The following is a 26,459-nucleotide window of genomic DNA, read 5'->3' on the forward strand; positions in this document are numbered from 1 at the left end:
AGGAAAAGTGTAAATGAACTTTCAACAATTAAGAATTATCCGAGAAACAGTACGCCAAAACTTTAACTTGACGGAAGCATCGGCTGCACTCTACACGTCTCAATCGGGTGTAAGTAAACACATTAAAGATTTAGAAGATGAATTAGGTGTTCAACTTTTCGTTCGTAAAGGTAAACGCCTTTTAGGTTTAACTGAACCAGGCCAGTCACTTCTTAGCATTGTTGAACGCATGTTAGTAGATGCTGAAAATATTAAGCGACTTGCCGAAGATTTTAATAAGGTTGATGAAGGGACATTAACGATCGCAACTACTCATACTCAAGCGCGTTATGTATTACCTCCGATCGTCAATCAATTTAAGAAATTATTTCCAAAAGTTCACTTGATTTTACAACAAGCTAGTCCTGTCGAAATTTCAGAAATGCTATTACAAGGTGAGGCAGATATTGGAATTGCAACCGAGTCTTTAACGACTGAAGAAAATCTGGCTAGCATTCCTTACTATCAATGGCAGCACAGTATTATTACCCCGCAAAATCATCCTTTAGTACAGGCAGAAAAGATCACTTTAGAACTTTTAGCTGAATATCCGCTTATTACTTATCATGGTGGTTTTACAGGTCGATCTAAAATTGATAAAGCCTTTGATGAAGCCCAACTCGACGCAGATATCGTAATGTCAGCTCTTGATGCCGACGTTATTAAAACCTATGTAGAACTGGGCATGGGTGTCGGTATTGTCAATGACGTAGCTTATGATACAGAACGTGATTATCGCTTAAAGCAAACCAAGACTGATATTTTTGGTGTTAATACGACATGGATTGCAGTCCGCAAAGGCCACTTATTACGCGGTTATGGTTATGAGTTTATTTCGTTATGCTCACCTGATGCAGATATTAAAGCGCTTAAGAAAATCGCTTACCCAGATGAATAAAAATTAAGAAAAAATAAAAGAGCTTTTTAGCTCTTTTATTTTATTAGATGCAAAAAAAACGAGCCGTAGCTCGTTTTTCTTTAGGATATTACCAGTAGAAGTTCACACCAACTTTACCAACTGGTAACCATTTGTATTTATCATCATTACGAATTTCATTTTCTTCCTTATCTACTGCATCTTGAGCAGACGTTGGATTACCATTTACAGGAGCAAGGTTATACTGAGTTAACTGAACTTTTGGATTACCAGTATAGTAAGCACCTACCTCACCAAATACGCCCCAATTTTTGTTAATTTTTGGAGCAAAACCAAAACCTACGTAAGGAGCAATATTATTTTCATAATTCATCTTACCTCTTACACCGCCCTCTTGGCCAGCAACTGCTTGTTGATAGTTCTTACCATCAATTGACAATGTTTCACCGTTACCAATACGTTTAGCTAAGTCATAATCATTATCTAGATAAGCAGCACCTGCAGCTACATATAAGCCTTGAGCCCATGGATTAGAACTAGCACCCCATGGACGAATCTCAGCATTTAAATAGATATTGTTATTATCCATATCTAGGTCATATTTAGTACCATTTACAGAAACATCATCTGTCCAAGAAATGTCACCACCATTATAACCAAGAGCCAAACCTACGTATGGGTTTGCTTGCCATAATAAAGCACCACCGTAACCAGTTGTACCTACCTCAGCACGTGCCCCCACAGGAATTAATTGGTTTTTGTCAAATGCGTAGCTGTCATGAACAACGGCTTCATCTGCCATAGCAGCGCCAGCAGCGAATAAAGCTGTTGTAGTGACTAATACACGTAATGCTTTCATAGTTTTCTCCTCAAAAAGGCTCTGTTTTTAATTTATTCATCTTGTGACTGAAATCATAATAATGACAGCTTAGATTCTTTTTTATACAAAAAATGCTAGATTTCTGTTATTTTTTGATACAAATTGAGTTAAATTTTTATTTTCAAATCATTTTTGTGTAAAAAACACTTGATTATCTAATAAGCTTATTTTGATTTATCTCATTTATATCATCAATTAAACGTAACACGTTTTTTGAAAGATTCTTGTCACAAATTAGTGTAAAATCTTTAAAATTTTTTATGGAAGGAAGATCATGTCTCAGCTTTCTACGATCATTGAGCAAGCATTTGAAGACCGCGCAAATTTTACTGCAGCAGATTGTTCAAGCGAAATTCGCCAAGCTGTTGAAGAAGCAATTGCTGGTTTAGATAACGGTACACTTCGAGTTGCTGAAAAAATCAATGGTGAATGGGTTGTTCATCAATGGTTAAAAAAAGCTGTTTTATTATCATTTAAACTAAATGACAATAAACCAATCGAGTCATGTGATCTTCGCTTCTACGACAAAGTTGAAACTAAATTCTCTGGTTGGACTGAAGAACAATTTAAAGCTGCAGGTGTTCGTGTTGTTCCTCCTGCTGTAGCACGTCGTGGTAGCTTCCAAGCTAAAAACGTGGTGTTAATGCCATCTTATGTCAACATTGGTGCTTATGTAGATGAAGGCACAATGGTTGATACATGGGCAACTGTAGGTTCATGTGCTCAAATCGGCAAAAATGTTCACTTATCTGGTGGTGTAGGTATCGGTGGTGTTTTAGAACCATTACAAGCTAACCCAACCATTATTGAAGACAACTGCTTTATCGGCGCGCGTTCAGAAATCGTTGAAGGCGTTATTGTTGAAGAAGGCTCAGTAATTTCAATGGGCGTTTTCATTGGTCAATCAACTAAAATTTATGACCGCGAAACTGGCGAAATCCATTATGGTCGTGTACCAGCCGGTTCAGTTGTAGTTTCAGGCAGCTTGCCATCTAAATGTGGTACTTACAGCTTATATGCTGCAATTATCGTGAAAAAAGTTGACGCAAAAACACGTGCAAAAACGAGCTTGAACGATTTGTTACGCGCTGACTAATTTGTTATAAATCTCTTGCGGAGCTTTAACGCTCCTCATCTCTACGGTCAACACTGATCGTAGAGATTTTATTTTTTTATATAGTGTGGTATTTCTAGAATGGCTTCCTTACGTTCCTCTGCAATTCCTGTCTCAGACCCTGCGTCCGGTTTACGCATTACCGAGATTTTTTACTCGTTGCAGGGTGAAGCAAACGCCTCTGGCCTACCGACTGTATTTATCCGTCTAACGGGCTGTCCATTACGTTGTAGCTATTGCGATACCACTTATTCTTTTGAAGGTGGTGAACGTTTTTCACTTGAACATATCATTGAAACAGCTACACAATTTCAAACACCTTATATTTGTGTGACTGGTGGTGAACCTCTCGCACAGCCAAACTGTTTGATTTTATTACAACGTTTATGTGAAGCAGGTTTTGATGTTTCTTTAGAAACCAGTGGCGCTCTTGATGTATCAAGAGTGGATCCCCGTGTTTCAAAAGTCCTCGATTTAAAGACTCCAACTTCTGGTGAAGAACATCGTAATCTCATCAGTAATCTTGACCATTTAACACCACATGACCAAATCAAATTTGTGATTTGCAATCGTGAAGACTACGAATGGTCAAAGCAACAAGTTGAAAAATATCAACTGCACACAAAAGTCAGTACCGTTTGGTTCTCCCCTGCCTTTGCAGTTGAAAAAGGTGCTGTAGGCCTGCCACGTCTAGCACGTGATCTGGCACAGTGGATACTTGATGATAAATTACCTGTTCGTTTCCAACTTCAGTTACATAAACTGCTTTGGAACGATGAATCAGGTCGTTAATCACTCAATAAAATAAATTATTCCGAATATGGAGAAAAATATGCGCCCTCGTGCCATTGTTTTACTTTCAGGCGGCTTAGACTCAACCACTTGCCTAGCTTGGGCACAAGCGCGCTATGAATGTATTGCTATTAGTTTTATGTATGGCCAACGCTCAACCACTGAACTTGATGCTGCAAAAGCATTAGCTCAGCGTTCAGGTGTTGAACATCGTGTAATTAATATTGATCTAGCAAATTTAGGTGGATCAGCACTTACAGATCACAACATTGCCGTACCAGAACAGTTACAAGAAGGTATTCCTGTAACTTATGTACCAGCGCGTAACACTATTTTCCTTTCATATGCTTTAGCAGCAGCCGAAGTATTTAATGCTGAAGCAATTGTTATTGGTATCAATGCCGTTGATTATTCAGGATATCCTGACTGTCGTCCTGAATTTATTGATGCTTTTGCCAATATGGCTCGTTTAGCAACTAAAGCTGGCGTAGAAGGAAAACCACTTAAGTTTGAAACACCCCTGTTACATTTATCCAAAGCGAATATCATACGTTTAGGGATTGAACATGGCGTAGACTATAGTCAAACGGTATCTTGCTACCAAGCAGATGCTCAAGGACGTGCGTGTGGTAAATGTGACAGTTGCCGTTTGCGTAAAGAAGGCTTTATCGATGCCGGTGTTACTGACCCAACACGCTATATACCGTAATAAGTAGGTAAAATTTATGAAGTTGTTAAAATCAAATCTTATTCTTTCATCTTTATTCTCAGCAGCTGCACTTATGGCTGGTTCAGCTCAAGCAGCTGAAAACCCAGTTCAAGCGGCATATAAAAGCACTAACGTTAAAGGTGCATTAGTTAATGTTTGTAAAGAACAAACTGCTAAAGGCGGCAAGTTAAGTTCATCTGAAGTTAGCAAATTCTGTAGCTGCCAAGTTGAAGCACAAGGTAAAGTGACTGAAGCACAAAAATGGGAAATCCAAAGCGCAATCAATGCGAAGAAAAGTCCAAGTTCTTTAGGATTTGTACAGCAACAAAACCGTGATCTTAAAGCATGTTTCGGTCCTCAGTTAACAACTAAGCTTGAAAAATTAACTGAAGAAGCTATGAAAGCAGCTCAACAACAAGCTCCTAAAAAATAAGATTTTAATGTTCCAAATTAAGCCTGCATTTATGCAGGCTTTTTTATAGCTCTGTTAAAATGACAACATTTTTGACCAATTCATTTGATGTAAACCATGCTAGAACAATGGAAAACGAATGCTAACCATAAAAGGTCTATTGTCTCATTTAGTGGAGGCAAAGACAGTTCTCTAGCACTCTACCATGCAATGCAGACTGGTGAAGTGATTGGATTAATCGTTATGTTAGAAGAACAAGGCCAACGCTCTCGTTCACATGCTATGCCTCTTGATATTATTCAAGCACAAGCTAAAGCAATCGGCTTACCCGTATTTATGGCTTCATCAAGCTGGAATGACTATGAAGCTAAATTTATTGAGTTACTCACTCAGGCAAAGCAACAAGGAGCCGAGGTACTGGTTACAGGTGATCTTGATATGCCTCAACATGGCTGTTGGCATGATCGAATAACGCAACAAGTGGGACTTCAATTAGGAATGCCTCTTTGGCTACGTCCACATCGTGAAGTTGTTGAGGAATTCATTACTCTTGGATTTCAAAGTGTCATTGTCACTGTGAATCTAAAACTAGGAATGAAGGTCGAAGATTTAGGTAAAACCTTAACTTTAGAATACATCCAAGAACTTGAGAACCGTGGCATTGATCCATGTGGTGAGGGCGGAGAATTTCATACGACCGTAATTGATGGGCCAATTTTTAACAAAGCAATTCCTGTAAGAAAACTCAATATTGTTTATCATGAGGAATATGCTTTTTTACCACTTGAATTAGATCAAATTTAACTTTTAAAGGATAAGAAATGTCTGAGAATATTCAACTGCCAAATCAGGTGTTCCCTACCACAAACGGTGAAGTGAACTTGACCGAAGTCGAAAATGAATGGTTAATCATTTACTTCTATCCTAAAGACTCAACACCAGGGTGCACAACGCAAGCAGTTGGTTTTTCTTGTTTGAAAGATCAATTTGAAGCTTTAGGTGCCCGTATTATCGGTGTTTCACGTGATTCAGTGAAAGCCCATCAAAATTTTACAGAGAAGCAGGCACTTACTATTGATCTGATTAGTGATAAAGAAGAAGTTCTTTGTCATCATTTTGATGTGATTAAAGAAAAGAATATGTATGGAAAAAAAGTCATGGGTATTGAACGTTCTACTTTTATTTTCCATAACAAAGAATTGGTTAAAAGCTACCGTAAAGTTAAAGCAGCTGGGCATGCAGAGCAAGTTCTAGAAGACTTAAAAGCTCTACAAACAGCTTAGTAAATTTAAATATCAAAGAGCGAGCGTAAAGCTCGTTTTTTGTATATGCACAAATTACTTACTCCTTTACTTTGGCGTATGATAAAGACATTAGAATAATTCACGCTAAGGTATTTACATGGGTCTGCTCAAAGTTTGTAATTTACTGTCTAGTGGCCTTGTTATTTCTGCATGCTCTGTTAGTTCATCCAGTATGCCGCCCTCAATGACATCATCTACACCACAAGTTGAAACTCCACCTATAAAAATAAGTTGTCAAGATTTACAAAATCCGGCCTATCAACAAGCTGTACTTAAAATAATTAATCAGATTCGCCAGCAATCACGCCAATGTGGTCGACAATATTTTTCTGCAACCAGACCACTCAGTTGGAGCAATAATTTATATAAAGGTGCACTTTCCCATAGTGAAGATATGGCTACACATAATTTTCTTGGGCATGTTGGCTCCAGTGGCCTAGACTTAAAATCACGCTTAAAACTTTACAATACACTCGGTAAAGCCAATGGTGAAAATGTCGCTAGTGGACAGAAAACATTAGATGAAGTGATGTCTAGATGGCTGTCGAGCCCCTTACATTGTAGTAATCTAATGAACCCCAGATTTACAACTTACGCAATTGCTTGTGCTTCTGATCAATCTGCAAAACAAAAGAGCTATTGGACTCAACAATTTGGTACACGTTAAAAGGAAAAAAGATGCAATCAGGTTCGATCACCCCTATTTTAAGAATTTTTGATGTCGAGTTAGCTCAATCATTTTATCTTGAGTTCTTGGGTTTTCAGCTTGATTGGCAACACCAATTTGAAGACAACTTTCCGCTATATTTACAGATTTCCAAAGACGATTGCGTGATTCATTTATCCGAGCATTTTGGTGATGCAAGTCCACATAGTGCAATCCGTATCTATTGGGAACATATTTATGAGCTGCATAGTGAACTAAGCAAAAAAGACTATAAATTTTCTAAGCCTCAGGTAGAAAAAACAGATTGGGAGACACTTGAGCTTAGTATCACCGATCCTTTTTCAAACCGAATTATCTTTTGGGCAGATGCTTAATCGTTCAGTCCGCTAAAATTTGATAATGGAATACTTTCGATATGATTCTCCATTGATCATCTTCAAACACAAATGTAAGTGCATCATAAAAATATTTAGGATGGATAACGCATTCAACGTGTACTAACGCTAATCGTTCATTAATCAAATTGATTGAACTGATTTTATCCTGTCTTGTTTGTCGCATTGAAGCTGGAGGAATCCGACTCGCAACAATCGGAAAATATTCAGCCATACTAAGTCGTAGTACAGGTTGCTCGGTTACATTGATATATATAGCATCAGGATGAAAAACATTATTTAGAAGTTTCACATCACAAAAATACAAACCATCGAAATATTGCTCTAATTGTTTCTGAATCTCAGTAATAGGATTATTTTGCATTTTTAAGTACTCAAACTTTGTCTTTTTCGTATCGCAGAAACAGTTTCACCTGCAACACCCCAGTTATCAGTTTCAACTTCATTAATGACTACAAATGTAGTTGCAGGATCTTTATCAAGCACACGAACCACAAGCTGAGTTAATTTAAGTTGGTTTTATCATCTATAAGATATTTGCGCTGAAGTTCAGCATAAATTTCAGTATTTTTAAATTCATCCAAAAATCGAATCGTCCCTACAGGGAAAAATTCTGTTTGGATCTCACCGCGATAATAAGCTTCACGCATTGGCGTTGCCGAAATAGAATCTTTTAAACTATCAAGTTCAACCATAATCCATTCAGGAAATAGTCGTAGATAATATGAAGATTCATCTTTAAAATGCCCAATTAAACCAACTTTTGAGTTCGGTTCAATTACGCTATTCACTAAAGATTTGACTTGTTTTACCCATTTTTTGTCATTATAAACATCAACCACATGTACAAATTTAATACGCTTTTGTTCTTCGAGAGAGAAATTAGATAAAATCATTTGCTCTCGTTCAATTGCAAGAAATGGATTTTTAATATTACGTTCCATTTGAGCAGAGCCTAGCGCCAAAACCACATAATGGCTTTGCTGTAAGGCAATTTCAATTGTCTGCATATGAGCCAAATGAAATGGTTGAAAACGCCCTATAAAAACGAGATAGTCAAATTTATACATAATTAAATTTTCACTTTTTATGAACTCACCAGTTAACCGCATTACAAAAAATATGCGCCATAATGAGAACCTAAAAATTAACAACGTGGTTTAAAGCAAGGATAGTACGATGACACTTAGCTGTATTCAACAACCTCATCAACATTTACACGCAAATTTAGAAGGTGGCGTACTCACCTTAGCCATAAATCGTCCAGAAGCAAAAAATGCACTGTATGGCGAACTTTACTTATGGATTGCCAAAGCACTTGATGAAGCTGACCAAAATAAAGATGTACGAATAGTCGTTCTACGTGGTGCCGAACATGACTTTACCGCGGGTAATGACATGAAAGATTTTATGGGTTTTGTACAAAATCCTAATGCTGGTCCGGCAGGTCAAGTTCCTCCTTTTGTACTCCTTAAATCTGCTGCCAGATTATCAAAGCCGCTTATTGTTGCAGTAAAAGGTGTAGCGATTGGTATTGGTGTTACGATTTTATTACAGGCTGATTTAGTCTTTGCTGACAACACTGCCCTTTTCCAAATTCCATTTGTTAGTCTTGGTCTTTCTCCTGAAGGTGGTGCAAGCCAACTATTGGTTAAACAAGCCGGCTATCACAAAGCAGCTGAACTTCTATTTACTGCGAAAAAATTTAATGCAGAAACCGCAGTACAAGCAGGTTTAGTGAATGAAGTGGTTGAAGATGCTTATGCAACCGCTCAGGCAACCGCTCAACATTTAGCAGCTTTACCGCTTGCATCGTTAAAGCAAACAAAGGCATTGATGAAACATGATTTAGATCAAATTATTGAATGTATTGATCATGAAGCTGAAATCTTTATGCAACGCGTTCAATCACCAGAAATGCTGGAGGCTGTACAGGCATTTATGCAGAAATGTAAGCCAGATTTCTCTCAGTTTAATTAAAAATCAATTTCTATGATTTGAATAAACTCAAAGGCAGGCTCTTCGTAAGGATGGCTTGCCTTTAATGCTGTTGCTACAGCCTTTGCATTTTCTTCAGTTACAATGGTTTCAACTCGCCACTCATCCACTTGTTCAAGCTCACCCAGCTCGCCAATATAAGGATCTGCGCCTTTGACTGGTTTAAATTGCCCTATTCCTTTCACTTGCCATGCGCAGTGTTCATAATTACCGATACCACCCGCACCAGCAGAAAAAATAGCTTGTTTAGTCGACTCAAGATGTGAATCAGGCACGTAATAAATCAGCTTTAACATGGTAGAATGACTCAAAACTAGTGAAATTGCTTTAAATCATACCGTCAAAAAAGCTTCTAAATCAAAGTCAGCTCATCATTACCAAATAATTTGCTCCAATAAAGAGGATCTGAATGGCAAGCGCCAAGCCAAATAAGCGCCAGCCCTTATCTTTGGTATACATTGTTCTTATGTGATACTTATTTTTCATCATTTTGATCTCCGATTTTTATCGTTGTTACAGAGAAAGCAAAAATTGATCCAATTTTAAACAAACTATAAAATGTTAAATAGCCGAATGTCTATAGGCTTATAATTTTTCTAAACTGCTTAAAAGAGCTACACTCATTTATATAGCTCTTATTCTTAACAAAATTTTAAAATTCAGCGTACTAGCCGCATCTTTATAATTTTAAGCAGTCGATTTCTTTAAATATCTGTTCTCATATATTGTCATCATAAATGCTAAACCACATAAAATGACAAAGCCACCAGTCATTGGAATTAATGTGCCGTTATATAATTGCCCAATAATAGATGCAAGAATAAGCGACAAAACAGACGAAGCTGCACCAATAATAGCCGATGCCATACCAGCAACATGCCCCATCGGTTCCATTGCAATCGCGTTTAGATTACCAAATAGTGTTCCAAATAATAAGAACAGAATGCATGCATAAAGCATAAACATCCAGAATGATACAGCCACACCTAAAAGTTGAATTCCTAAGAAAACCAAAGAAATTAGGCACAAACCTAGAAAACCATAAATACAAATTGGACGCATACCAAACTTCATCACAATTTTAGAATTTGTAAATGAAGCGATTCCCATTACACCTGCAAGAACAGCAAAATAAGCACTAAATTCTTGTCCCGTTTTACCAAACTGCTGCATAAAAATTTGTTGAGAGGTTCCCAAATAACCAATAAAACCACCAAAGCAAAAGCCCGCACATAGTAAATAGCTCATGGTGGTTTTATTACTCACCACTTCTTTAAAACCTTCCCTAAATGCTTGTAGACGCATAGGTAAACGATTTTCAGGAAGTAGAGTCTCTTCTAAACGTAAAGCAACCCAGGCTCCAATCACTGTGGCGTAGACCATATATAAAACAAAAATTTCACGCCAACCAAAGAAATGAATAATGAGCTGTCCCAAACTTGGTGCAATTGCTGGGGCAACCATAAATACCATCATGATTAAAGACATGATGCGAGCCATTTGAGCTCCGCTGTATTTATCTCTAACAATTGAAATAGTAGCAACATAGGGCCCTGAAACACCAATACCTTGAATAAAGCGCCCAACTAAAAACCACTCAAAACTTTGTGTAGTAAAACACAACAAACTTCCTAAAAAGTAGATGATTATCCCAGCAAATAAAATACGCTTACGACCAATCGCATCGGATAGAGGTCCAGCAATGAGTTGCCCAATTGTCATACCAGAGAAAATACCAATGATGACCCATTGCGTCTGATTATTATTATTTAAGTCAAAAACTCGTCCGATTTCGCCCAAAGCAGGTAGGACGGCATCTATTGAAAAAGAAACAATCGACATGAGCAATGCCATGAGCAATGCAAATTCACGGAAATGGATTTTTGATTTCATTCTTCTTCTCTACTATTTATTCTATTTAAATTGTACAACATACAAATAAGCCACCTGACGGTGGCTTATTTCAGTCTTTATATTAACCAATAAACTTACGTGCGTTACGGAACATACGTAACCATGCACCATCTTCAGTCCACTCTTCTGGACTCCAAGAGTGTTGAATTGCACGGAAAGTACGCTCTGGGTGCGGCATCATAATCGTTGCACGACCATCTTTAGAAGTTACACCTGTAATCGCTTCTGGCGAACCATTTGGGTTCAATGGGTAATGTTGAGTCGGGTTACCGTGGCTGTCAACATAACGCAATGCAACTTGGTTAGCTGCATTCAAGCCTGCAATATCAGCTTCACTCGCAACTGCACGACCTTCACCGTGTGCTACAGCAATCGGTAAAATCGAACCTTCCATGCCATTAAGCAATACAGAAACAGATTTTTCAACACGAACGTTTACACTACGAGCTTCAAAAACTTCTGACATATTGCGGTGGAAACGCGGCCAGTGGTCAGCACCCGGAATAAGCGGTGCTAATTGTGACAACATTTGGCAACCATTACAGATACCTAAGCTGAATGTATCTTCACGATGGAAGAACTGTTCAAACTGATCACGTAATTTCGCATTGAACAATACTGATTTTGCCCAGCCACCGCCAGCACCCATTACGTCACCGTAAGAGAAACCACCACAAGTCACTAGACCTTCAAAATCACTTAGGCTAACACGACCAGCTAGTAAATCACTCATGTGCACGTCAACAGTATTGAAACCAACCTTATCAAAGGCTGCTGCCATTTCAATATGACCGTTTACACCTTGCTCACGCAAGATCGCCATATTAGGACGGCGTGTGTTAATGAACGGTGCTTCGATAGGTTCATTCAAATCAAATGTTGGTTTAGCAATTAAACCTTGATGTGATTTATCCGCGATTAAAGCAAACTCTTGATCAGCAGTTTCTACGTTATCACGTAGACGTTGGATCTGATGAGATACCTCAGACCAAGCTTGTTGCAATTCTGCACGATCTAAAGTCAAACCATTTACAGATAATTGATCTGTGTTATTTACACGACCAACTACAGCAATTGCATCTTTCAAGCTAGATGCAGCAACTTCTGCTTGTAAAGCGTCCCAATCAGTTGCCTTAATTTGAAGAACTGCACCAATTTCTTCAGCAAATAAACTTGCTGGAGTTTGGTCTTCTAATGCAACACCTAAACGTGCAGCAAACATCATTTCAGCAACAGTTGCGAGTAAGCCACCATCACCGATGTCATGGTAAGCTTGAATCAAGCCACGGTTGTTCCAATCTTGAATTAAAGCAAAGAACGCTTTGAAATCATCAAAACTATCAACATCTGGAGTGATTGAACCGATTGCTTTATATACTTGAGCAAGAATCGAACCACCTAAACGGAACTGGCCTTTAGATAAATCAATACGTACAAGTACTGAATCTTCTAAATTCTTAAGTTCAGGTGTTAAAGTCTTACGAACATCAGCTACTGGAGCAAATGCGGTAATTACACCAGTCATTGGAGACGTTACAGCTTTATCTTCACCGTTGTCATTCCAAGTGGTACGCATTGAAAGTGAGTCTTTACCTACAGGAATCGCAATTCCTAAAGCTGGACACATTTCCATACCAATCGCTTTCACACCTTCGAACAATGCTTGGTCTTCACCTTTTTGACCAGCAGCAGCCATCCAGTTTGCAGAAAGTTTGATATCGCTAATTTGTTCAATGTTTGCACATGCAATATTGGTAATTGCTTCAGCAACTGCCAAACGAGCAGATGCTGCTGGATTTAACAATGCAACTGGTGGACGTTCACCCATCGCCATTGCTTCACCAGTGAAGCCTTGTAAGCTTGTAGTCGTTACTGCTGCATCTGCAACAGGAATCTGCCAACGACCAACCATTTGGTCACGCGCAACCATACCAGTAATTGAACGGTCACCAATGGTGATTAAGAATGACTTAGATGCAACTGTTGGATTTTTCAATACGCGGAAAATCGCATCTTTCAAATCAACTTTTGAAGCGTCAAACTCGTTACCTTTACGCTCAATTGTTTCATAAGAACGTTGCATACGCGGTGTACCACCAAGCATCACTTGCATTGGGATATCAACTGCGTTGTTTTGGAACAATGGATCTTCAACAGTTAGATGACGTGCTTCTGTTGCTTCACCTAACACGGCAAATGGACAACGTTCGCGAGCACAGATTGATTCGAACTGTTCTAAAGACTCTGGACGAATTGCAAGAACATAACGCTCTTGTGCTTCATTTGACCAGATTTCCATTGGGCTCATGCCCGGTTCTAATGAAGGAATCTTACGAAGGTTAAGAACTGCACCTAACTCATGATCGTTCACAAGTTCAGGCATAGCATTTGATAAACCACCCGCACCAACGTCATGTACAGAAACGATTGGGTTAAAGTCTTCTAAACGCCAGCAAGTATCAATTACTTCTTGGCAACGGCGTTCCATTTCTGGATTTTCACGTTGTACAGAAGCGAAATCAAGGCTTTCACCCATTGTACCGCTGTCTACAGAAGATGCTGCACCACCGCCAAGACCGATTAACATTGCAGGGCCACCCAATACAATGAGTAAATCACCTGGTTGAATCGCATCTTTTTCTACGTGGTCGGGGCGAATGTTACCGTAACCACCAGCGATCATGATTGGCTTATGGAAGCCCTTCACTTCACCATTTACATTCTGTTCAAAAGTACGGAAATAACCATTTAATGCAGGACGGCCAAATTCATTATTAAATGCCGCGCCACCTAATGGACCTTCAATCATGATTTGTAATGGCGATGCCATACGTGAAGGTTTACCGTAGTTTTCTTCCCAAGGTTGTTCAAAACCAGGAATATTTAAGTTAGAAACTGTAAAGCCCGTTAAACCAGCTTTTGGTTTACCACCACGACCAGTTGCACCTTCATCACGGATTTCACCGCCTGAACCAGTAGCAGCACCAGCAAATGGAGAAATTGCTGTTGGGTGGTTGTGAGTTTCAACCTTCATTAAAATATGAGCAGCTTGGCTTTTATATTTATAAACAAAGTGACCGTTTTCATCCGCTTTTGGATAAAAACGCATCGTGTCATAACCCACAATTACTGAAGCATTATCTTTATATGCTGATAACACATCAGTTGGTGATTCTTTATAAGTGTTTTTAATCATCTGGAACAATGATAATGGTTGTTTTTCACCATCAATTGTCCATTCAGAACCGAAGATTTTATGACGACAGTGTTCAGAGTTTGCCTGTGCAAACATCATCAATTCGATATCATTTGGATTACGACCGAGCTTACCGAATGCTTCAGTTAAGTAATCAATTTCTTGTTCAGATAATGCAAAACCGAACTCATTGTTCGCTTTAACCAAAGCTTCTTTGCCTTGACCTAAGATATCAATTGAATTTAATGGTTTTGGAGCTGTTTCTGAAAATAATGCTTTTGCATCATCAATTTGAGCAAAAACTGTTTCTGTCATACGGTCATGAAGTACTTGTTTAACTTCATTAGTAATTTCTGAAACACCTGTTAATGTAAATAAAAGACCGCGTTCTAAGCGGTGAACTGGTGTATTACAGTTTTTGAAAATATCAGTTGCTTTAGAAGACCAAGGTGAAATAGTACCCACACGTGGTGTTACTAAAATCTGAATCTCATCACTTGCAGGTTGACGAAGTTCAAAAGACTCACCGTCATTTAATAATTGCAAAGCAGATTGATGTTGCTGCTCGTTGAGCGCTTGATCAAACAAATAGACCCATTGGCTGTCAAAAGATTGAACAGAACTAATTGACGATAAACGTGTTAATAGTTGAGCTTTCTTAAAAGAAGAATGTGCTGCTGCACCGGCCACGATAAACATGTTGATTTTGGCTCCACGGGCAGGTCTTGTGAACCTTACCGCAATGTGACTTTAGAGAGAGCGCATATTCTACTGCGTCTTGCTAAAATCAGCTAGATGTAGAATCAGTATTCTGTAACCTAATTCTGCAAGAAGTGATTTGTTTTTTGTTCAAAATCATTTTTTTAGTCATTCTCGCTAAAAATAAATTGTTTCATGTTTATTCAATAACATAATAAAACCTGAACTAAGACAAACTATGTCGCACCAAGCTAGTGCTTTTAAGTTTTTTTTGGCATGATCAAGCTTTATAGTTTTGAATAATGATAAATGGAACAAATGCGTTGGTTAGAGCTGCTTTCCGCAGTTCGTTTAGGTAGCAAAAAAAGTAGTACAGAACTGGCTCGTAGCCCATTCCATAAAGATTATGATCGCATTATATTTTCTCAAAGTTTTCGTCAGTTAAACCGTAAGACGCAAGTTCACCCACTCGCACAACACGATGGTATTCATACCCGTTTAACCCACTCACTTGAAGTTTCCTGTATTGGCCGCTCAATGGGTATGCTTGCCGCAGAAAAAATTAAAAATGAATTACCCGTCTGGATTTCCCCTGCCGATGTCGGTGCAATTATTCAAGCAGCCTGCCTTGCACACGATATTGGTAACCCGCCTTTCGGTCACGCAGGTGAATATGCGATTCGCGAATGGTTCGATGATGCATCACATGATGATTTTTTAAAAAAACTAAGTCCCGAAGAAGAAGCCGATGTTCGCCAATTTGAAGGTAATGCTCAAGGATTACGTTTATTAAGCCGCATTGATTATCATCCAGATGATGGAGGTATGCGTTTAACTTATGCAACTTTAGGCGCTTATTTAAAGTATCCGTGGCTTTCAAAAACAATTGCTTCACAAGGTGATCGACCTTCACATCAGAGAGCAAAGTTTGGTTGTTATCAATCTGAAAAAGAAATTTTAAAACAGATCGCTGAACAGCTTGGGCTGATTCAACTCGGTGAATATCATTATTGCCGCCATCCGCTCACCTATTTACTAGAAGCCGCTGATGACATTTGTTATGCCCTCATTGATTTAGAAGATGGCATTGTCTTAAATATGTTGACTTACCAAGAAGTTGAACCCATTTTCTTAAATCTTATTGCTGACTATGGCCAACCTGAAGAGTTATCGCATCCAAGTAGTACATGGCAACAAAAAATCTCAGCATTACGTGGTCGAGTCATGAAACGTCTTGTTGATGAAGTGACTACGGCTTTTGCCAAACATCATTATGAAATCATTACAGGTCAACTTAAAGGCAACCTTTTGCAATATTGTTCACCCGATATTGCAAAAGGTATCGAAACTGCCAAGAATCTGGCACGTGACAAAATTTTTGAGCACCCACAAAAATCTGGTTTAGAAATTATTGCCCATCAAAGTTTACAAACGATTTTGGATGCATTTGTACCACTTACAACGCCGCATAAATCTTTAAGCTTTAAAGAACAACGTTTAATGTCTATCCTTAACCTATATGGTGCTAACTTTAGCAATAATCACTACAGCAATATCATGCAAGTACTCGATATTATTAGTAAGTTCTCAGATCATCAGGCTTATAGCTTGGCGCAAGAGTTGCAAGGTAATAAAATTGGCTTGTTTTAAGCTGGCTTGATATAGAAAGAAATAAAACCAGTGTCGTTTTCAATTCATTTTAGAACGACCAGATTTACAGTTATGAATAAGTGAAATTACGCTATGATCGGATGTTTAATTGGCGAAGTGTTTGCCCTAGAAGCCCCTACCGTTTTACTGAATGTAAATGGTGTGGGTTATGAAATTGATACGCCACTTTCAACATTTTGCCAATTACAAAAAGGCCAAAAAGTTACGTTATGGACGCATTTGGTTGTCCGTGAAGATGCACAACAGCTCTATGGTTTTAGTGATGCTCAAGAAAAAACTATTTTCCGTACCTTATTAAAAGTAAACGGTGTTGGTCCCAAAATGGCATTGGGTATTTTATCGACGCTAAGTGTTGCGTTATTGGTTCACACTATTGAACATGATGATATTAATACGCTGGTCAAAGTTCCGGGTGTTGGCAAAAAAACAGCTGAACGTTTAATGATTGAACTTCGTGATCGCTTTAAAACATTAGCTCAAGGCACTTCAACTGCAGCGACTATGCCTCAAATTCAATTTGCTGCAAACTCTCCTGTCGCAGAGGCAGAAGCTGCGTTGCAATCTTTAGGTTATAAGCCACTTGAAGCACAAAAAGCTGTAGCTGCGGTTAAAGCCGATTACACAGAATCAGCCGATATTATTCGTGCTGCTCTTAAATCCATGATGAAGTAAAACACTTATGCAAGACCGTCTAATCAGTGGAACAGAAAAACCAGAAGATCATTTTGATCGGGCTATTCGACCAACTTCTCTTGCCGACTATATTGGGCAACCAGTCGTACGCGAGCAAATGGAAATTTTCATTGGCGCTGCTCGTGGTCGTGGTGAAGCTCTCGACCACACACTGATTTTTGGTCCGCCGGGTTTGGGTAAAACTACTCTTGCTAATATTATTGCCCGTGAAATGGGTGGCAATCTTAAATCGACATCAGGACCTGTATTAGAGCGTGCGGGCGATTTAGCGGCAATGCTCACCAATCTTGAAGAAGGCGATGTTTTATTTATTGATGAAATTCATCGTCTTTCACCAGTGATTGAAGAAATTCTGTATCCAGCGATGGAAGATTACCAACTCGATATCATGATTGGTGAAGGCCCTGCTGCTCGTTCAATTAAACTCGATTTACCCCCTTTTACACTTGTTGCAGCGACTACACGTGCGGGCTTGTTGACCTCACCATTACGTGACCGTTTTGGTATTGTGCAACGTCTTGAGTTTTACTCTGTAGAAGACTTAACTCACATTGTGTCACGCTCTGCAAACCTCATGGATGTACCCATTACAGTTGAAGGCGCAGAAGAAGTAGCACGTCGATCGCGCGGAACCCCTCGTATCGCCAACCGTTTATTACGACGTGTTCGTGACTATGCACAAGTGAAAGGCACAGGCGAAGTGACCCATGAAATGGCACAGCGTGCGCTTGATATGCTCAATGTTGATAAAGCTGGCCTAGATACCCTAGACCGACGTTATTTGAGCATGTTACTAGAGCGTTTTGATGGTGGCCCTGCTGGAGTTGAAGCTCTTGCAGCAGCGATGGCTGAAGATAGCGGCACACTTGAAGATGTGATTGAACCTTACTTAATTCAACAAGGTTATGTCATGCGTACTGCACGAGGTCGAATCGCAACCAACCAATCTTATTTACAGTTTGGAATGACGCCACCTGAGCCTAAAAACTAACCAAAGGAAGAGAATTTTCTCTTCCTTTTTTAATTCAATCGCGCTATCTAATTAAAATAATAATTTTCTTATCAATAAATTAGCCATTCTATACCTTTTAAGTCTTTCTTTATACCTTATTGATTTTTTAATATTTTTAAAAACTGAATTATAAGAAATCAAGATAGTAAATCTTATGAACAATAATATTTTTAGGATAAGGATATGTATAAAAAAACCGCTTTATTTTTGCCACTCGTTCTAATGAGCCAGCTAAGCCTAGCAGATTGGGTAAAAGATGCAGCACAACAAAATGAAAATCAGGTTATTCAATTAAGACAACATATTCATGAACATCCTGAACTAGGCAATATGGAATTTAAAACATCTGCACTGATTCAAAAAGAATTGAAGTCTTATGGCATTCAGGTCAAAACAGGTTATGCAAAAACAGGCGTAATAGGTATTTTAAAAGGCAATAAACCTGGCCCTATCATTGCACTTAGAGCCGATATGGATGCACTACCTATGGAAGAAAAAAGTGGTGTTCCCTTTGCGAGTAAACAAAAAGCAATTTATCAAGGTAAAGAAACTTACGTCATGCATGCTTGTGGGCATGATGCACACACTGCAATGCTATTAGGTGCAGCAAAAATTCTAGCAGCCAATAAAGATAAAATATCGGGTACCGTCGTCTTTGTTTTCCAACCTGCTGAAGAAGGTGGAGCAGATATAGATAACTTCACACAAGGTGATCAAATCGGTTCAAGAAAAATGATTGCAGATGGTGCCTTTAAAGACTATAAACCAGAAGCTATATTTGGAATGCATGTCATAGCAGGCATGAAAAGTGGGCACCTTTATTACAAGGATGGTGCTATTTTAAATAGTGCAGACCACTTACGCATTCAGGTCAACGGCAAGCAGGTGCATGGTTCGACGCCGTGGTTAGGCAGAGATCCGATTTATGCATCGGCACAAATAATTAATAATTTACAGAGTCTTATTAGCCGCAGGACCGATCTAACTAAAGGCATGGGTGTAGTTAGTATTGGCAATATTCAAGGCGGTACGGCAGGCAATGTGATTCCTGAACAGGTCAATATGATCGGGACTATTCGCTCTAACAACGAACAGATACGGGCAAATATCTTAAAAAGCTTACCAGCCATGATAGAGCATAACGCTCAAGCCAATGACGTAACTGCTAAAGTTGAAATTGCGCCTTATGCTCCAGTAACTATGAATGACAAGGCGCTTACTCAATTTATTCAACCTACGTTAGCCAAAGTTGTTGGAGATTCAAAATTGCATGTTTTGGACCATAATGAGAGCGCAAGTGAAGATTTTGCTTATTATGGAAAATTAATGCCTTCATTCTTTGTTTTCTTAGGTGCAACACCAGAAAATCAAGACTTGAGCCAAGCTGCACCTAATCATAATCCTTACTTTATTGTAGATAATAAGGCCTTAAAAACAGGAACCGAACTACATGTAAGATTCGTATTAGATTATCCGAATATATCAAAACAAGTTCAAAACGCATGGAAGCCCTCTTAACTTAAAACCATGCTAGCCATAGAGTTCGCCGCTTTGTGATTAGAAATACAGCAGTCGCAATTGAAAGGTTGTGCCATAGGACTTAGTATGCAATCTGCTAAACTGCCCCGTATTTAAAAGTATAGATATGGCTTTTGAGTAGAGCTAATGTTTTATTCAAAGCCATATTTTAAATATAAAGCTCTATAGTGAACTAAAACGGAATACTCTCATGGCGAATCATTTTGAATTCAACATTCGTGTTTATATTGAAGATACGGACGCAGGTGGTATTGTTTACCATGCCAACCATATTCGCTATATGGAACGTACCCGTACCGAATGGCTCCGCGCTGCTGGCGTTGATCATTACTGGCACCAAAAAGACTACAACTTCGTCGTATATAAAATTGACGTAAAATATATGCGTCCTATTTTAATGGATGATTTAATTACTGTTACAGCACGTGTAGTTTCATGTAAAGCTGCGTCATTTGTGTTGCAACAAAATATTTATCGTGGTGAAATCTTGCTTGCTTCTGGTGAGGTTGAGTTGGCATGTTTAAGTAAAGACTTAATGCCTCGTCGTCTTCCAGAAGAAATACGTGATCTTATTCGTAAAGAATTGGAACAAGACTAAAAAAACAACCGGCATATGTAACCTATGGCAACAAACATTGAATCAACCCTGCATATTTCTGACCTTATTTTACAAGCAAGTCCAGTCGTTCAGTTGGTCATGCTAATTTTATTGTTAGCATCGATCTTTAGTTGGTATCTGATTGCCAAGTTACATATGAGTTATAAAAAAGCACATCAAGACGATGAACATTTCCAAAAAATGTTCTGGTCTGGTGCTGAACTCAATACGCTATACAACAACGCTCAACTCAACTCAAAGCGCTCAGGTCTTGAAGATATTTTTTATCAAGGTTTGAGCGAATTTTTTAAACTCAAAAAACGTCAGGCTCCTGTTTCACAAACAATTGAAGGCACTGAACGTATTTTGCGTGTAGGTTTAAGTCGTGATCAGAGCCATTTAGAATATGGTTTAGGGACTTTAGCAAGTATTGGTTCTGTAGCACCTTACATCGGTCTATTCGGCACCGTTTGGGGTATTATGAATGCCTTTATCGGTTTGGCTGCCGTTGATCAAGTAACTCTTGCAACTGTTGCACCAGGTATTGCCGAAGCCCTTATTGCAACCGCAATTGGTTTATTTGCTGCAATTCCTGCCGTATTGGCTTTTAACCACTTCACTGCTAAAAGTGAAAGTGTTTATTCTGATCGTGCTTTGTTTGCTGAAGAGATGATTGCATTGTTGCAACGTCAATCTGTGGGTTCATCACAGGAAGATGCATAATGGCAATTCAGCGTTCAGGGCGCTTTGAGCGCATAAAAAAACCATTAAAAAGTGATATGAACGTCGTACCTTATATTGACGTTATGCTCGTGCTTTTGGTTATTTTTATGGTCACTGCTCCTATGATTACCAGTGGTATCAAGGTTGATTTACCTCAAGCAAATAACCATCCAATCGAATCAAAAGATATGCCAGCCATGGTAACCATTGGCAAAGATGGCAATATTTATCTTCAATATGAAGATTACAAAGATAATGAACCATTATCTCGTGAAAAACTCGAAGCAGTTTTAAGCGATGCTCAAAAACAAGCTGAACAAGAAAACAAACAACTCACAGTTTTAGTCAATGGTGATAAGTCTCGTCCTTATGGAGAAGTCGTATCATTGATGGCGAGTTTACAAGAAGCAGGTTTAACTCAAGTTGGCCTTCTGACAGAGCCTTTAAAATAAGCTATGAACAAAAATCAAAAGCCGCCCTTTAAACAAAATGCGATTGCATTGAGCTTTACACTCGGAGTTCATGCAATTGCCATTGTTGGCTTGCTTTTTTTAGGCTTGAGTAAACCACCTGAACAGCCAAAAAAGCTAACAACTATTTTAGTTAAGCCAGAAGATTTACCCCCTCCTTTAGCCAAAGAAATTGAACAAGAGACTACAGCTACGAATGAAGCAAAAGAGGTATTATCCCCTATTGTGGATGAAACACTACCTCAAAATCTTCCAGTTGTACCTCCTCCTCCAACAGCTCAACAACTTGCTGCTCAAAAGCAAAAGGCCGAACAGGCCCAGCAAGCCAAGTTAGCTGAACAAAAGCGTAAAGCTGAAGAAGCTGCAAAAGCGAAGCAAGCAGCAGAACAGCAACGCGTAGAGGAAATACAAAAACAGCAGGCTGAAGCTAAAGCAAAATCAGAAGCCGAACAAAAGCGTAAGGCCGAACAAACGGCAAAAGCTCAAGCAGATGCTAAAGCTAAGCAAGAGCAAAGTGAAGCTAGTAAAGCTGCTGAAGACGCTAAACGTAAAGCTGAGGCTGATGCAAAATTAAAACGTGAAGCTCAAAAGGCCGAAAATGCTAAGCTTCAAGCACAACAAGAAGCTAAGCGAAAAGCCGAAGCTGATGCTAAAGCTAAACAGCAAAAAACTGCCGATGACGCTAAACGCAAAGCTGAAGCAGATGCTAAAGCCAAGCAGCAAAAAGCTGCCGATGACACTAAACGCAAAGCTGAAGCTGCTGCTAAAGCTAAACAGCAAAAAGCTAATGACGATGCTAAACGTAAAGCTGAAGCCGATGCGAAAGCTAAGCAACAAAAAGCTGCTGACGATGCTAAACGTAAAGCTGAAGCCGATGCGAAAGCTAAGCAACAAAAAGCTGCTGACGATGCTAAACGTAAAGCTGAAGCCGATGCCAAAGCAAAACAGCAAAAAGCTGCTGACGATGCTAAACGCAAAGCTGAGGCTGATGCTAAAGCCAAGCAAAAAGCTGCTGACGATGCTAAGCGTAAAGCTGAAGCGGAGGCCGAAGCAAAAGCTGCATCTGCTCAAAAAGCACAAGAAGAAGCAGCTCAAAAGAAAGCTGAAGCTAAAAAAGTTGCTTCTTCAGCTAGACGAGATTTTGAACAAAAAATTCGACGCTCTTGGGATGTTCCAACTGGTAGTAGCGGTAAAACAGTTGGTGTACGTTTTACCCTCTCCGATTCGGGAAGCGTTAACTCTATTGTGATCACGCGTTCAAGCGGTGATGATGCCTTAGACGCAAGTATTAAAGCTGCAATTCAAGCCGCAGCACCATATCCTATGCCATCAGATCCAGATGCAAGGCGTGAAGCAAGAAGTGTTAGCTCTACATTTAGAGCGCAATAATTTTGAAAGAGTTACATGCTTTAAATAGTTTAAGGCATGTAACTATGCTACAAAATCAACAGTCACAAAAATACCTGATATGACTTTAAACTTATGAATACGAGCCGCAAACACCTGCTATCTTTAGCACTGATCACTGCCTTAAGCCCTATTGCTTCCACCACTGCTTTTGCCCAGTTATATCTGGAAATTGCCAAAGCACCAGATCAGGCACCCAAAATTGCTATTGTCCCGTTTACCAATGACAATGGGCTCTATCCTATTGTTGAAACAGACTTAAACCGTTCTGGGCGCTTTACAAGTTCATCTAAAAATTTGCCTGCCAATGCTGCAATCAATCAGATTCAAGCTTCTGACTGGCAAACTGCTGGTATTCCATATGTAGTTACTGGACAAATTAAACAAACAGCGACAGGTTTTGAAGTTCACTACCAACTTTATGATGTACAAAAGCAACAATACATTTTAAATGAGCTTTTAAATGTACCTGCTTCACGCATACGTCAAGCTGGTCATATGGTAAGTGATGCTATTTATCAAGCGCTTACTGGTATTCCAGGTGACTTTAGCGGCCGTATTGCTTATGTATTAAGAAACCCTGCAACACCTGCGGAGCGTTATACCCTACAAATTGCAGATACGGATGGTGAACAACCAAAGACTGTTTTATCATCCCGTGATCCAATTCTTTCTCCGGCATGGACACCCGATGCCAAAAAAATTGCTTATGTTTCTTTTGAAACTAAACGTCCAGCAATTTATTTACAAGATTTATCAACTGGAACACGTGAAGTACTTACCAGTTTTAGAGGCCTAAACGGCGCGCCAAGTTTCTCACCAGATGGCCAATCAATGCTGTTTACAGCATCGATGAATGGTAACCCTGAAATCTATCAAATGGATTTATCAACACGCCAAGTCAAACGCATGACAAATGACTCGGCAATTGATACCGAAGCACGTTATACACCAGATGGAAAATCTTTTATTTTCACTTCTGACCGTGGTGGCTCAGCCCAAATTTATCGTTATAACTTTGCTGATGGCTCAGTAAAGCGTTTGACATTTAAAGGCTCATTTAATGCACGCGGAACTTTAAGTGCAGATGGCAAAAAGATTGCACTTGTTCATCGCCCAAGTGGCAGTAGTTATAAAGTTGCAATTCAAGACATTAATACTGGCATCACCAATATTCTTACCCCAACCAGTTTAGATGAATCACCAAGTTTCTCACCAAATGGGCAAATGGTGGTCTACGCAACTCGTGAAGGCAACCGTGGCTTGTTGTCTATTATGTCTACTGATGGACGTTTCCGTATGAATTTACCAAGCGAACAAGGTGAAGTACGTGAACCAGCCTGGGCACCAAAATAACTTTTAATTCCATTGACGGAGATGATCATGAAATCAATCAAATATTTAGCTCTACCCTTTCTTAGCGTAGCACTCGTAATGACAGGCTGTGCTAGCCGTAAACCTGCAGCGACGACCACGACTGGTACAAATCCAAGCACGGTAAACACTTCTGGTTTAAGTGAAGATGCTGCATTAAATGCTCAAAATTTGGCAGGTGCTTCATCTAAAGGTGTAACTGAAGCAAATAAAGCGGCTTTGGCTAAACGCGTTGTTCACTTTGATTATGACAGCAGCGATTTATCTACTGAAGACTACCAAACACTTCAAGCTCACGCTCAGTTCCTTATCGCAAATGCAAATTCCAAAGTCGCATTAACAGGCCATACAGATGAACGTGGTACACGTGAATACAATATGGCTTTAGGTGAGCGTCGTGCTAAAGCTGTACAAAGCTATTTAATTACCAATGGCGTAAACCCGCAGCAACTTGAAGCTGTAAGTTATGGTAAAGAAGCTCCTGTTAATGCAGGACATGATGAATCAGCGTGGAAAGAAAACCGCCGTGTTGAAATTAATTACGAAGCAGTCCCTCCTTTATTAAAATAAGGGATATGCATAAAAAAACGCTCATAATAATATGAGCGTTTTTTTATTACTTAGAAGATTTCTTTTCTTCTTCAGTATGTTGCATGGACTCAATCAGATCATGCTTATTAAAGTCTTTATATTCAGGTTTTGCCTCGTAGTCTTTCCAAGCTTCCTGAACATTTTCTTTCGAAATTTCATCTAGATTGATTGGTTCACCTGCCGTGGGGGTCGCATCAAACTTCTTCGTTGTCATTTCGATTCTCCTACAAATATACAGTCCTTTGTGATGCAATCAACATACCATTTTAATTGGGAGCTTGTAAGCATAAATCCAACACAAATAAAGTAAGATAATTTTTATTTTGTGACATTCTCATCTAGAATATGCCACGTATTTATCTGACTCATTTTGATGCTTGAAGCACAGGAGCTTTTTTTATGTCCAACCTCACTTTGTCCCAATTTTTACAACAACAAAAAGGGAATCTAACACCTGAGTTGGCTCAAGTCATCGATACTATTGCCACTACTTGTAAAACGATCGATCAAGCCTTACAAAAAGGTGCACTCGCTGGTATTTTAGGTAGTGCTGGCAATGAAAATGTTCAAGGTGAAACACAAAAAAAACTAGATGTAATTTCTAATGACTACTTAATTGATGCTTTAAAAGTGCATCAACATGTGGGTGGTCTCGCTTCTGAAGAGCTTGATGATTTCACCCCTGCACAAGAAAATGGTGAATATCTGGTTTTATTTGATCCATTAGATGGCTCAAGCAATATCGATATCAACATGTGTGTAGGCACAATTTTCTCTATCCTTCCTGCAAAAAATGCAGTAACACAAGCAGAAGATTTCATGCAAGCTGGTACACAACAAGTTGCTGCGGGTTATGTACTTTATGGTCCATCAACTATGATGGCTTTAACAGTTGGAAATGGCGTAGCATTCTTTACTTTAGACCCAGAAACTCAAACTTTCTTACTCACAACTGACAATGTTCAAGTTGCAGCAGATACTCAAGAGTTTGCAATTAACGCATCGAACCAACGTCATTGGGAAAATCCTGTAAAACAATATATTGATGAATTACTTGCAGGCAAAACCTCTGTTCGCGGAAAAGATTTCAATATGCGCTGGGTCGCATGTATGGTGGGTGATATTCACCGTATTTTATGTCGTAGTGGTATTTTCCTTTATCCATATGACTTAAAAGATCCGAAAAAAGCAGGTCGTTTACGCTTAATGTATGAAGCAAATCCAATGAGTATGCTCATTGAACAAGCTGGTGGTGCATCAACTACAGGCCGTGTTCGTATTTTAGATATTGAACCAACCGAGCTTCACCAACGTGTTCCTGTCATCATTGGTTCTAAAAATGAAGTTGAACGCGTAACAAGCTACCACTAATAATTTTAATTACT

General features: G+C 39.1%; 29 protein-coding genes and 1 pseudogene. 21 read left to right on the top strand and 9 right to left on the bottom strand.

Features of this window, described 5'->3' with window-relative positions; all coding sequences use genetic code 11:
* Nucleotides 1-13 precede the first annotated feature (13 nt).
* Nucleotides 14-937: a CysB family HTH-type transcriptional regulator gene (locus AWW73_RS12480; RefSeq protein WP_062849811.1), complete on the top strand. Its 924-nt coding sequence runs from the start codon at nt 14-16 to the stop codon at nt 935-937.
* Nucleotides 938-1,025: 88 nt separating this feature from the next.
* On the opposite strand, the gene carO is transcribed toward AWW73_RS12480, so the two are convergent.
* On the bottom strand, nt 1,026-1,775 hold the full coding sequence (gene carO, locus AWW73_RS12485) for an ornithine uptake porin CarO type 1 (protein ID WP_016146131.1): 750 nt from the start codon (nt 1,773-1,775) through the stop codon (nt 1,026-1,028).
* A gap of 295 nt (nt 1,776-2,070) precedes the next feature.
* Here carO and dapD point away from each other — a divergent pair, with 295 nt between their 5' ends.
* The 8 genes from dapD (at nt 2,071) to AWW73_RS12525 (ending at nt 7,168) form a co-directional block, all read left to right on the top strand.
* Complete coding sequence (dapD, locus tag AWW73_RS12490; protein WP_004699931.1) at nt 2,071-2,892, top strand: 2,3,4,5-tetrahydropyridine-2,6-dicarboxylate N-succinyltransferase; 822 nt, start codon at nt 2,071-2,073, stop codon at nt 2,890-2,892.
* A 99-nt stretch (nt 2,893-2,991) separates the two neighbouring features.
* Nucleotides 2,992-3,702, top strand: a complete 711-nt coding sequence (gene queE / locus AWW73_RS12495; RefSeq protein ID WP_062849812.1) for a 7-carboxy-7-deazaguanine synthase QueE — start codon at nt 2,992-2,994, stop codon at nt 3,700-3,702.
* Between the two features lie 40 nt (nt 3,703-3,742).
* Nucleotides 3,743-4,411 (top strand): 7-cyano-7-deazaguanine synthase QueC, encoded by a 669-nt coding sequence (gene queC / locus AWW73_RS12500; protein WP_016146134.1) that lies wholly within the window; start codon nt 3,743-3,745, stop codon nt 4,409-4,411.
* Nucleotides 4,412-4,427: 16 nt separating this feature from the next.
* The gene (locus AWW73_RS12505; RefSeq protein ID WP_057106513.1) at nt 4,428-4,844 is read left to right on the top strand and encodes a hypothetical protein; all 417 of its coding nucleotides are present in this window, start codon (nt 4,428-4,430) and stop codon (nt 4,842-4,844) included.
* 96 nt (nt 4,845-4,940) lie between these two features.
* Complete coding sequence (locus AWW73_RS12510; protein ID WP_061875449.1) at nt 4,941-5,627, top strand: Dph6-related ATP pyrophosphatase; 687 nt, start codon at nt 4,941-4,943, stop codon at nt 5,625-5,627.
* 17 nt (nt 5,628-5,644) lie between these two features.
* Nucleotides 5,645-6,106 (top strand): peroxiredoxin, encoded by a 462-nt coding sequence (locus tag AWW73_RS12515; protein WP_061875448.1) that lies wholly within the window; start codon nt 5,645-5,647, stop codon nt 6,104-6,106.
* Between the two features lie 118 nt (nt 6,107-6,224).
* Complete coding sequence (locus tag AWW73_RS12520) at nt 6,225-6,794, top strand: CAP domain-containing protein (protein WP_031949063.1); 570 nt, start codon at nt 6,225-6,227, stop codon at nt 6,792-6,794.
* Nucleotides 6,795-6,805: 11 nt separating this feature from the next.
* Nucleotides 6,806-7,168: a glyoxalase superfamily protein gene (locus tag AWW73_RS12525; RefSeq protein ID WP_002118499.1), complete on the top strand. Its 363-nt coding sequence runs from the start codon at nt 6,806-6,808 to the stop codon at nt 7,166-7,168.
* 4 nt (nt 7,169-7,172) lie between these two features.
* Here AWW73_RS12525 and AWW73_RS12530 read toward each other — a convergent pair whose 3' ends face one another.
* The 3 genes and pseudogenes from AWW73_RS12530 to AWW73_RS12540 all read right to left on the bottom strand — a co-directional run bounded on the left by AWW73_RS12530 (nt 7,173) and on the right by AWW73_RS12540 (nt 8,259).
* Nucleotides 7,173-7,553 (bottom strand): nuclear transport factor 2 family protein, encoded by a 381-nt coding sequence (locus tag AWW73_RS12530; protein WP_061875446.1) that lies wholly within the window; start codon nt 7,551-7,553, stop codon nt 7,173-7,175.
* Between the two features lie 2 nt (nt 7,554-7,555).
* Nucleotides 7,556-7,693 (bottom strand): annotated as a pseudogene (locus tag AWW73_RS12535) (tautomerase family protein); the annotation flags it as partial.
* Entirely contained in the window at nt 7,693-8,259 is a 567-nt protein-coding gene (locus tag AWW73_RS12540) for a nicotinate-nicotinamide nucleotide adenylyltransferase (RefSeq protein ID WP_081409616.1), read from the bottom strand. The gene AWW73_RS12540 and the pseudogene AWW73_RS12535, both read right to left, overlap by 1 nt.
* Before the next feature lie 109 nt (nt 8,260-8,368).
* On the opposite strand from AWW73_RS12540, the gene AWW73_RS12545 reads away from it, so the two are divergent.
* On the top strand, nt 8,369-9,169 hold the full coding sequence (locus AWW73_RS12545) for an enoyl-CoA hydratase-related protein (protein WP_062849813.1): 801 nt from the start codon (nt 8,369-8,371) through the stop codon (nt 9,167-9,169).
* Here the strand turns inward: AWW73_RS12545 and AWW73_RS12550 are convergent.
* The 4 genes from AWW73_RS12550 to purL all read right to left on the bottom strand — a co-directional run bounded on the left by AWW73_RS12550 (nt 9,166) and on the right by purL (nt 14,996).
* Nucleotides 9,166-9,483, bottom strand: coding sequence for a YqfO family protein (locus tag AWW73_RS12550; RefSeq protein ID WP_031949067.1), 318 nt, complete (start codon nt 9,481-9,483; stop codon nt 9,166-9,168). The genes AWW73_RS12545 and AWW73_RS12550 overlap by 4 nt on opposite strands.
* Nucleotides 9,484-9,550: 67 nt before the next feature.
* Entirely contained in the window at nt 9,551-9,676 is a 126-nt protein-coding gene (locus tag AWW73_RS19280) for a KGW motif small protein (protein WP_002118600.1), read from the bottom strand.
* Nucleotides 9,677-9,874: 198 nt separating this feature from the next.
* Nucleotides 9,875-11,080 (bottom strand): multidrug effflux MFS transporter, encoded by a 1,206-nt coding sequence (locus AWW73_RS12555; RefSeq protein WP_062849814.1) that lies wholly within the window; start codon nt 11,078-11,080, stop codon nt 9,875-9,877.
* A gap of 82 nt (nt 11,081-11,162) precedes the next feature.
* Nucleotides 11,163-14,996, bottom strand: coding sequence for a phosphoribosylformylglycinamidine synthase (purL, locus tag AWW73_RS12560; protein WP_062849815.1), 3,834 nt, complete (start codon nt 14,994-14,996; stop codon nt 11,163-11,165).
* Between the two features lie 309 nt (nt 14,997-15,305).
* On the opposite strand from purL, the gene AWW73_RS12565 reads away from it, so the two are divergent.
* The 10 genes from AWW73_RS12565 to pal all read left to right on the top strand — a co-directional run bounded on the left by AWW73_RS12565 (nt 15,306) and on the right by pal (nt 25,053).
* The gene (locus AWW73_RS12565; protein ID WP_061875443.1) at nt 15,306-16,646 is read left to right on the top strand and encodes a deoxyguanosinetriphosphate triphosphohydrolase; all 1,341 of its coding nucleotides are present in this window, start codon (nt 15,306-15,308) and stop codon (nt 16,644-16,646) included.
* Nucleotides 16,647-16,739: 93 nt separating this feature from the next.
* On the top strand, nt 16,740-17,339 hold the full coding sequence (gene ruvA / locus AWW73_RS12570; protein ID WP_062849816.1) for a Holliday junction branch migration protein RuvA: 600 nt from the start codon (nt 16,740-16,742) through the stop codon (nt 17,337-17,339).
* 7 nt (nt 17,340-17,346) lie between these two features.
* Nucleotides 17,347-18,351 carry a Holliday junction branch migration DNA helicase RuvB gene (gene ruvB / locus AWW73_RS12575; protein ID WP_002052424.1) on the top strand — a complete coding sequence of 335 codons (1,005 nt, stop codon included), beginning with the start codon at nt 17,347-17,349 and terminating at the stop codon, nt 18,349-18,351.
* A gap of 204 nt (nt 18,352-18,555) precedes the next feature.
* On the top strand, nt 18,556-19,890 hold the full coding sequence (locus AWW73_RS12580; protein ID WP_062849817.1) for a M20 family metallopeptidase: 1,335 nt from the start codon (nt 18,556-18,558) through the stop codon (nt 19,888-19,890).
* 211 nt (nt 19,891-20,101) lie between these two features.
* On the top strand, nt 20,102-20,509 hold the full coding sequence (gene ybgC / locus AWW73_RS12585) for a tol-pal system-associated acyl-CoA thioesterase (protein WP_001273591.1): 408 nt from the start codon (nt 20,102-20,104) through the stop codon (nt 20,507-20,509).
* A gap of 24 nt (nt 20,510-20,533) precedes the next feature.
* Nucleotides 20,534-21,232 (top strand): protein TolQ, encoded by a 699-nt coding sequence (tolQ, locus tag AWW73_RS12590; protein ID WP_016140259.1) that lies wholly within the window; start codon nt 20,534-20,536, stop codon nt 21,230-21,232.
* A complete protein-coding gene (gene tolR, locus AWW73_RS12595) occupies nt 21,232-21,684 on the top strand; it encodes a protein TolR (protein WP_016146149.1) in 453 nt (150 codons plus the stop codon). Before tolQ ends, tolR begins: the two co-directional genes overlap by 1 nt.
* A 3-nt stretch (nt 21,685-21,687) precedes the next feature.
* Nucleotides 21,688-23,091 (top strand): cell envelope integrity protein TolA, encoded by a 1,404-nt coding sequence (gene tolA, locus AWW73_RS12600; RefSeq protein WP_062849818.1) that lies wholly within the window; start codon nt 21,688-21,690, stop codon nt 23,089-23,091.
* Nucleotides 23,092-23,184: 93 nt separating this feature from the next.
* Nucleotides 23,185-24,465, top strand: a complete 1,281-nt coding sequence (gene tolB, locus AWW73_RS12605) for a Tol-Pal system beta propeller repeat protein TolB (RefSeq protein ID WP_016146152.1) — start codon at nt 23,185-23,187, stop codon at nt 24,463-24,465.
* A 27-nt stretch (nt 24,466-24,492) separates the two neighbouring features.
* On the top strand, nt 24,493-25,053 hold the full coding sequence (pal, locus tag AWW73_RS12610) for a peptidoglycan-associated lipoprotein Pal (RefSeq protein ID WP_002118513.1): 561 nt from the start codon (nt 24,493-24,495) through the stop codon (nt 25,051-25,053).
* Between the two features lie 46 nt (nt 25,054-25,099).
* Here the strand turns inward: pal and AWW73_RS12615 are convergent, their stop codons facing one another.
* Entirely contained in the window at nt 25,100-25,288 is a 189-nt protein-coding gene (locus AWW73_RS12615) for an NF038105 family protein (RefSeq protein ID WP_016146153.1), read from the bottom strand.
* Nucleotides 25,289-25,473: 185 nt separating this feature from the next.
* On the opposite strand from AWW73_RS12615, the gene AWW73_RS12620 reads away from it, so the two are divergent.
* Nucleotides 25,474-26,445: a class 1 fructose-bisphosphatase gene (locus AWW73_RS12620; RefSeq protein WP_062849819.1), complete on the top strand. Its 972-nt coding sequence runs from the start codon at nt 25,474-25,476 to the stop codon at nt 26,443-26,445.
* Nucleotides 26,446-26,459 lie beyond the last annotated feature (14 nt).

It is taken from the genome of Acinetobacter lactucae (genome assembly GCF_001605885.1).
GTDB lineage: Bacteria > Pseudomonadota > Gammaproteobacteria > Pseudomonadales > Moraxellaceae > Acinetobacter > Acinetobacter lactucae.

Coding starts and splice junctions, on each gene's coding strand:
- AWW73_RS12480 (WP_062849811.1), top strand. CDS start 14: ATGAACTTTCAACAATTAAGAATTATCCGAGAAACAGTACGCCAAAAC.
- carO (WP_016146131.1), bottom strand. CDS start 1,775: ATGAAAGCATTACGTGTATTAGTCACTACAACAGCTTTATTCGCTGCT.
- dapD (WP_004699931.1), top strand. CDS start 2,071: ATGTCTCAGCTTTCTACGATCATTGAGCAAGCATTTGAAGACCGCGCA.
- queE (WP_062849812.1), top strand. CDS start 2,992: ATGGCTTCCTTACGTTCCTCTGCAATTCCTGTCTCAGACCCTGCGTCC.
- queC (WP_016146134.1), top strand. CDS start 3,743: ATGCGCCCTCGTGCCATTGTTTTACTTTCAGGCGGCTTAGACTCAACC.
- AWW73_RS12505 (WP_057106513.1), top strand. CDS start 4,428: ATGAAGTTGTTAAAATCAAATCTTATTCTTTCATCTTTATTCTCAGCA.
- AWW73_RS12510 (WP_061875449.1), top strand. CDS start 4,941: ATGCTAGAACAATGGAAAACGAATGCTAACCATAAAAGGTCTATTGTC.
- AWW73_RS12515 (WP_061875448.1), top strand. CDS start 5,645: ATGTCTGAGAATATTCAACTGCCAAATCAGGTGTTCCCTACCACAAAC.
- AWW73_RS12520 (WP_031949063.1), top strand. CDS start 6,225: ATGGGTCTGCTCAAAGTTTGTAATTTACTGTCTAGTGGCCTTGTTATT.
- AWW73_RS12525 (WP_002118499.1), top strand. CDS start 6,806: ATGCAATCAGGTTCGATCACCCCTATTTTAAGAATTTTTGATGTCGAG.
- AWW73_RS12530 (WP_061875446.1), bottom strand. CDS start 7,553: ATGCAAAATAATCCTATTACTGAGATTCAGAAACAATTAGAGCAATAT.
- AWW73_RS12540 (WP_081409616.1), bottom strand. CDS start 8,259: ATGTATAAATTTGACTATCTCGTTTTTATAGGGCGTTTTCAACCATTT.
- AWW73_RS12545 (WP_062849813.1), top strand. CDS start 8,369: ATGACACTTAGCTGTATTCAACAACCTCATCAACATTTACACGCAAAT.
- AWW73_RS12550 (WP_031949067.1), bottom strand. CDS start 9,483: ATGTTAAAGCTGATTTATTACGTGCCTGATTCACATCTTGAGTCGACT.
- AWW73_RS19280 (WP_002118600.1), bottom strand. CDS start 9,676: ATGATGAAAAATAAGTATCACATAAGAACAATGTATACCAAAGATAAG.
- AWW73_RS12555 (WP_062849814.1), bottom strand. CDS start 11,080: ATGAAATCAAAAATCCATTTCCGTGAATTTGCATTGCTCATGGCATTG.
- purL (WP_062849815.1), bottom strand. CDS start 14,996: ATGTTTATCGTGGCCGGTGCAGCAGCACATTCTTCTTTTAAGAAAGCT.
- AWW73_RS12565 (WP_061875443.1), top strand. CDS start 15,306: ATGGAACAAATGCGTTGGTTAGAGCTGCTTTCCGCAGTTCGTTTAGGT.
- ruvA (WP_062849816.1), top strand. CDS start 16,740: ATGATCGGATGTTTAATTGGCGAAGTGTTTGCCCTAGAAGCCCCTACC.
- ruvB (WP_002052424.1), top strand. CDS start 17,347: ATGCAAGACCGTCTAATCAGTGGAACAGAAAAACCAGAAGATCATTTT.
- AWW73_RS12580 (WP_062849817.1), top strand. CDS start 18,556: ATGTATAAAAAAACCGCTTTATTTTTGCCACTCGTTCTAATGAGCCAG.
- ybgC (WP_001273591.1), top strand. CDS start 20,102: ATGGCGAATCATTTTGAATTCAACATTCGTGTTTATATTGAAGATACG.
- tolQ (WP_016140259.1), top strand. CDS start 20,534: ATGGCAACAAACATTGAATCAACCCTGCATATTTCTGACCTTATTTTA.
- tolR (WP_016146149.1), top strand. CDS start 21,232: ATGGCAATTCAGCGTTCAGGGCGCTTTGAGCGCATAAAAAAACCATTA.
- tolA (WP_062849818.1), top strand. CDS start 21,688: ATGAACAAAAATCAAAAGCCGCCCTTTAAACAAAATGCGATTGCATTG.
- tolB (WP_016146152.1), top strand. CDS start 23,185: ATGAATACGAGCCGCAAACACCTGCTATCTTTAGCACTGATCACTGCC.
- pal (WP_002118513.1), top strand. CDS start 24,493: ATGAAATCAATCAAATATTTAGCTCTACCCTTTCTTAGCGTAGCACTC.
- AWW73_RS12615 (WP_016146153.1), bottom strand. CDS start 25,288: ATGACAACGAAGAAGTTTGATGCGACCCCCACGGCAGGTGAACCAATC.
- AWW73_RS12620 (WP_062849819.1), top strand. CDS start 25,474: ATGTCCAACCTCACTTTGTCCCAATTTTTACAACAACAAAAAGGGAAT.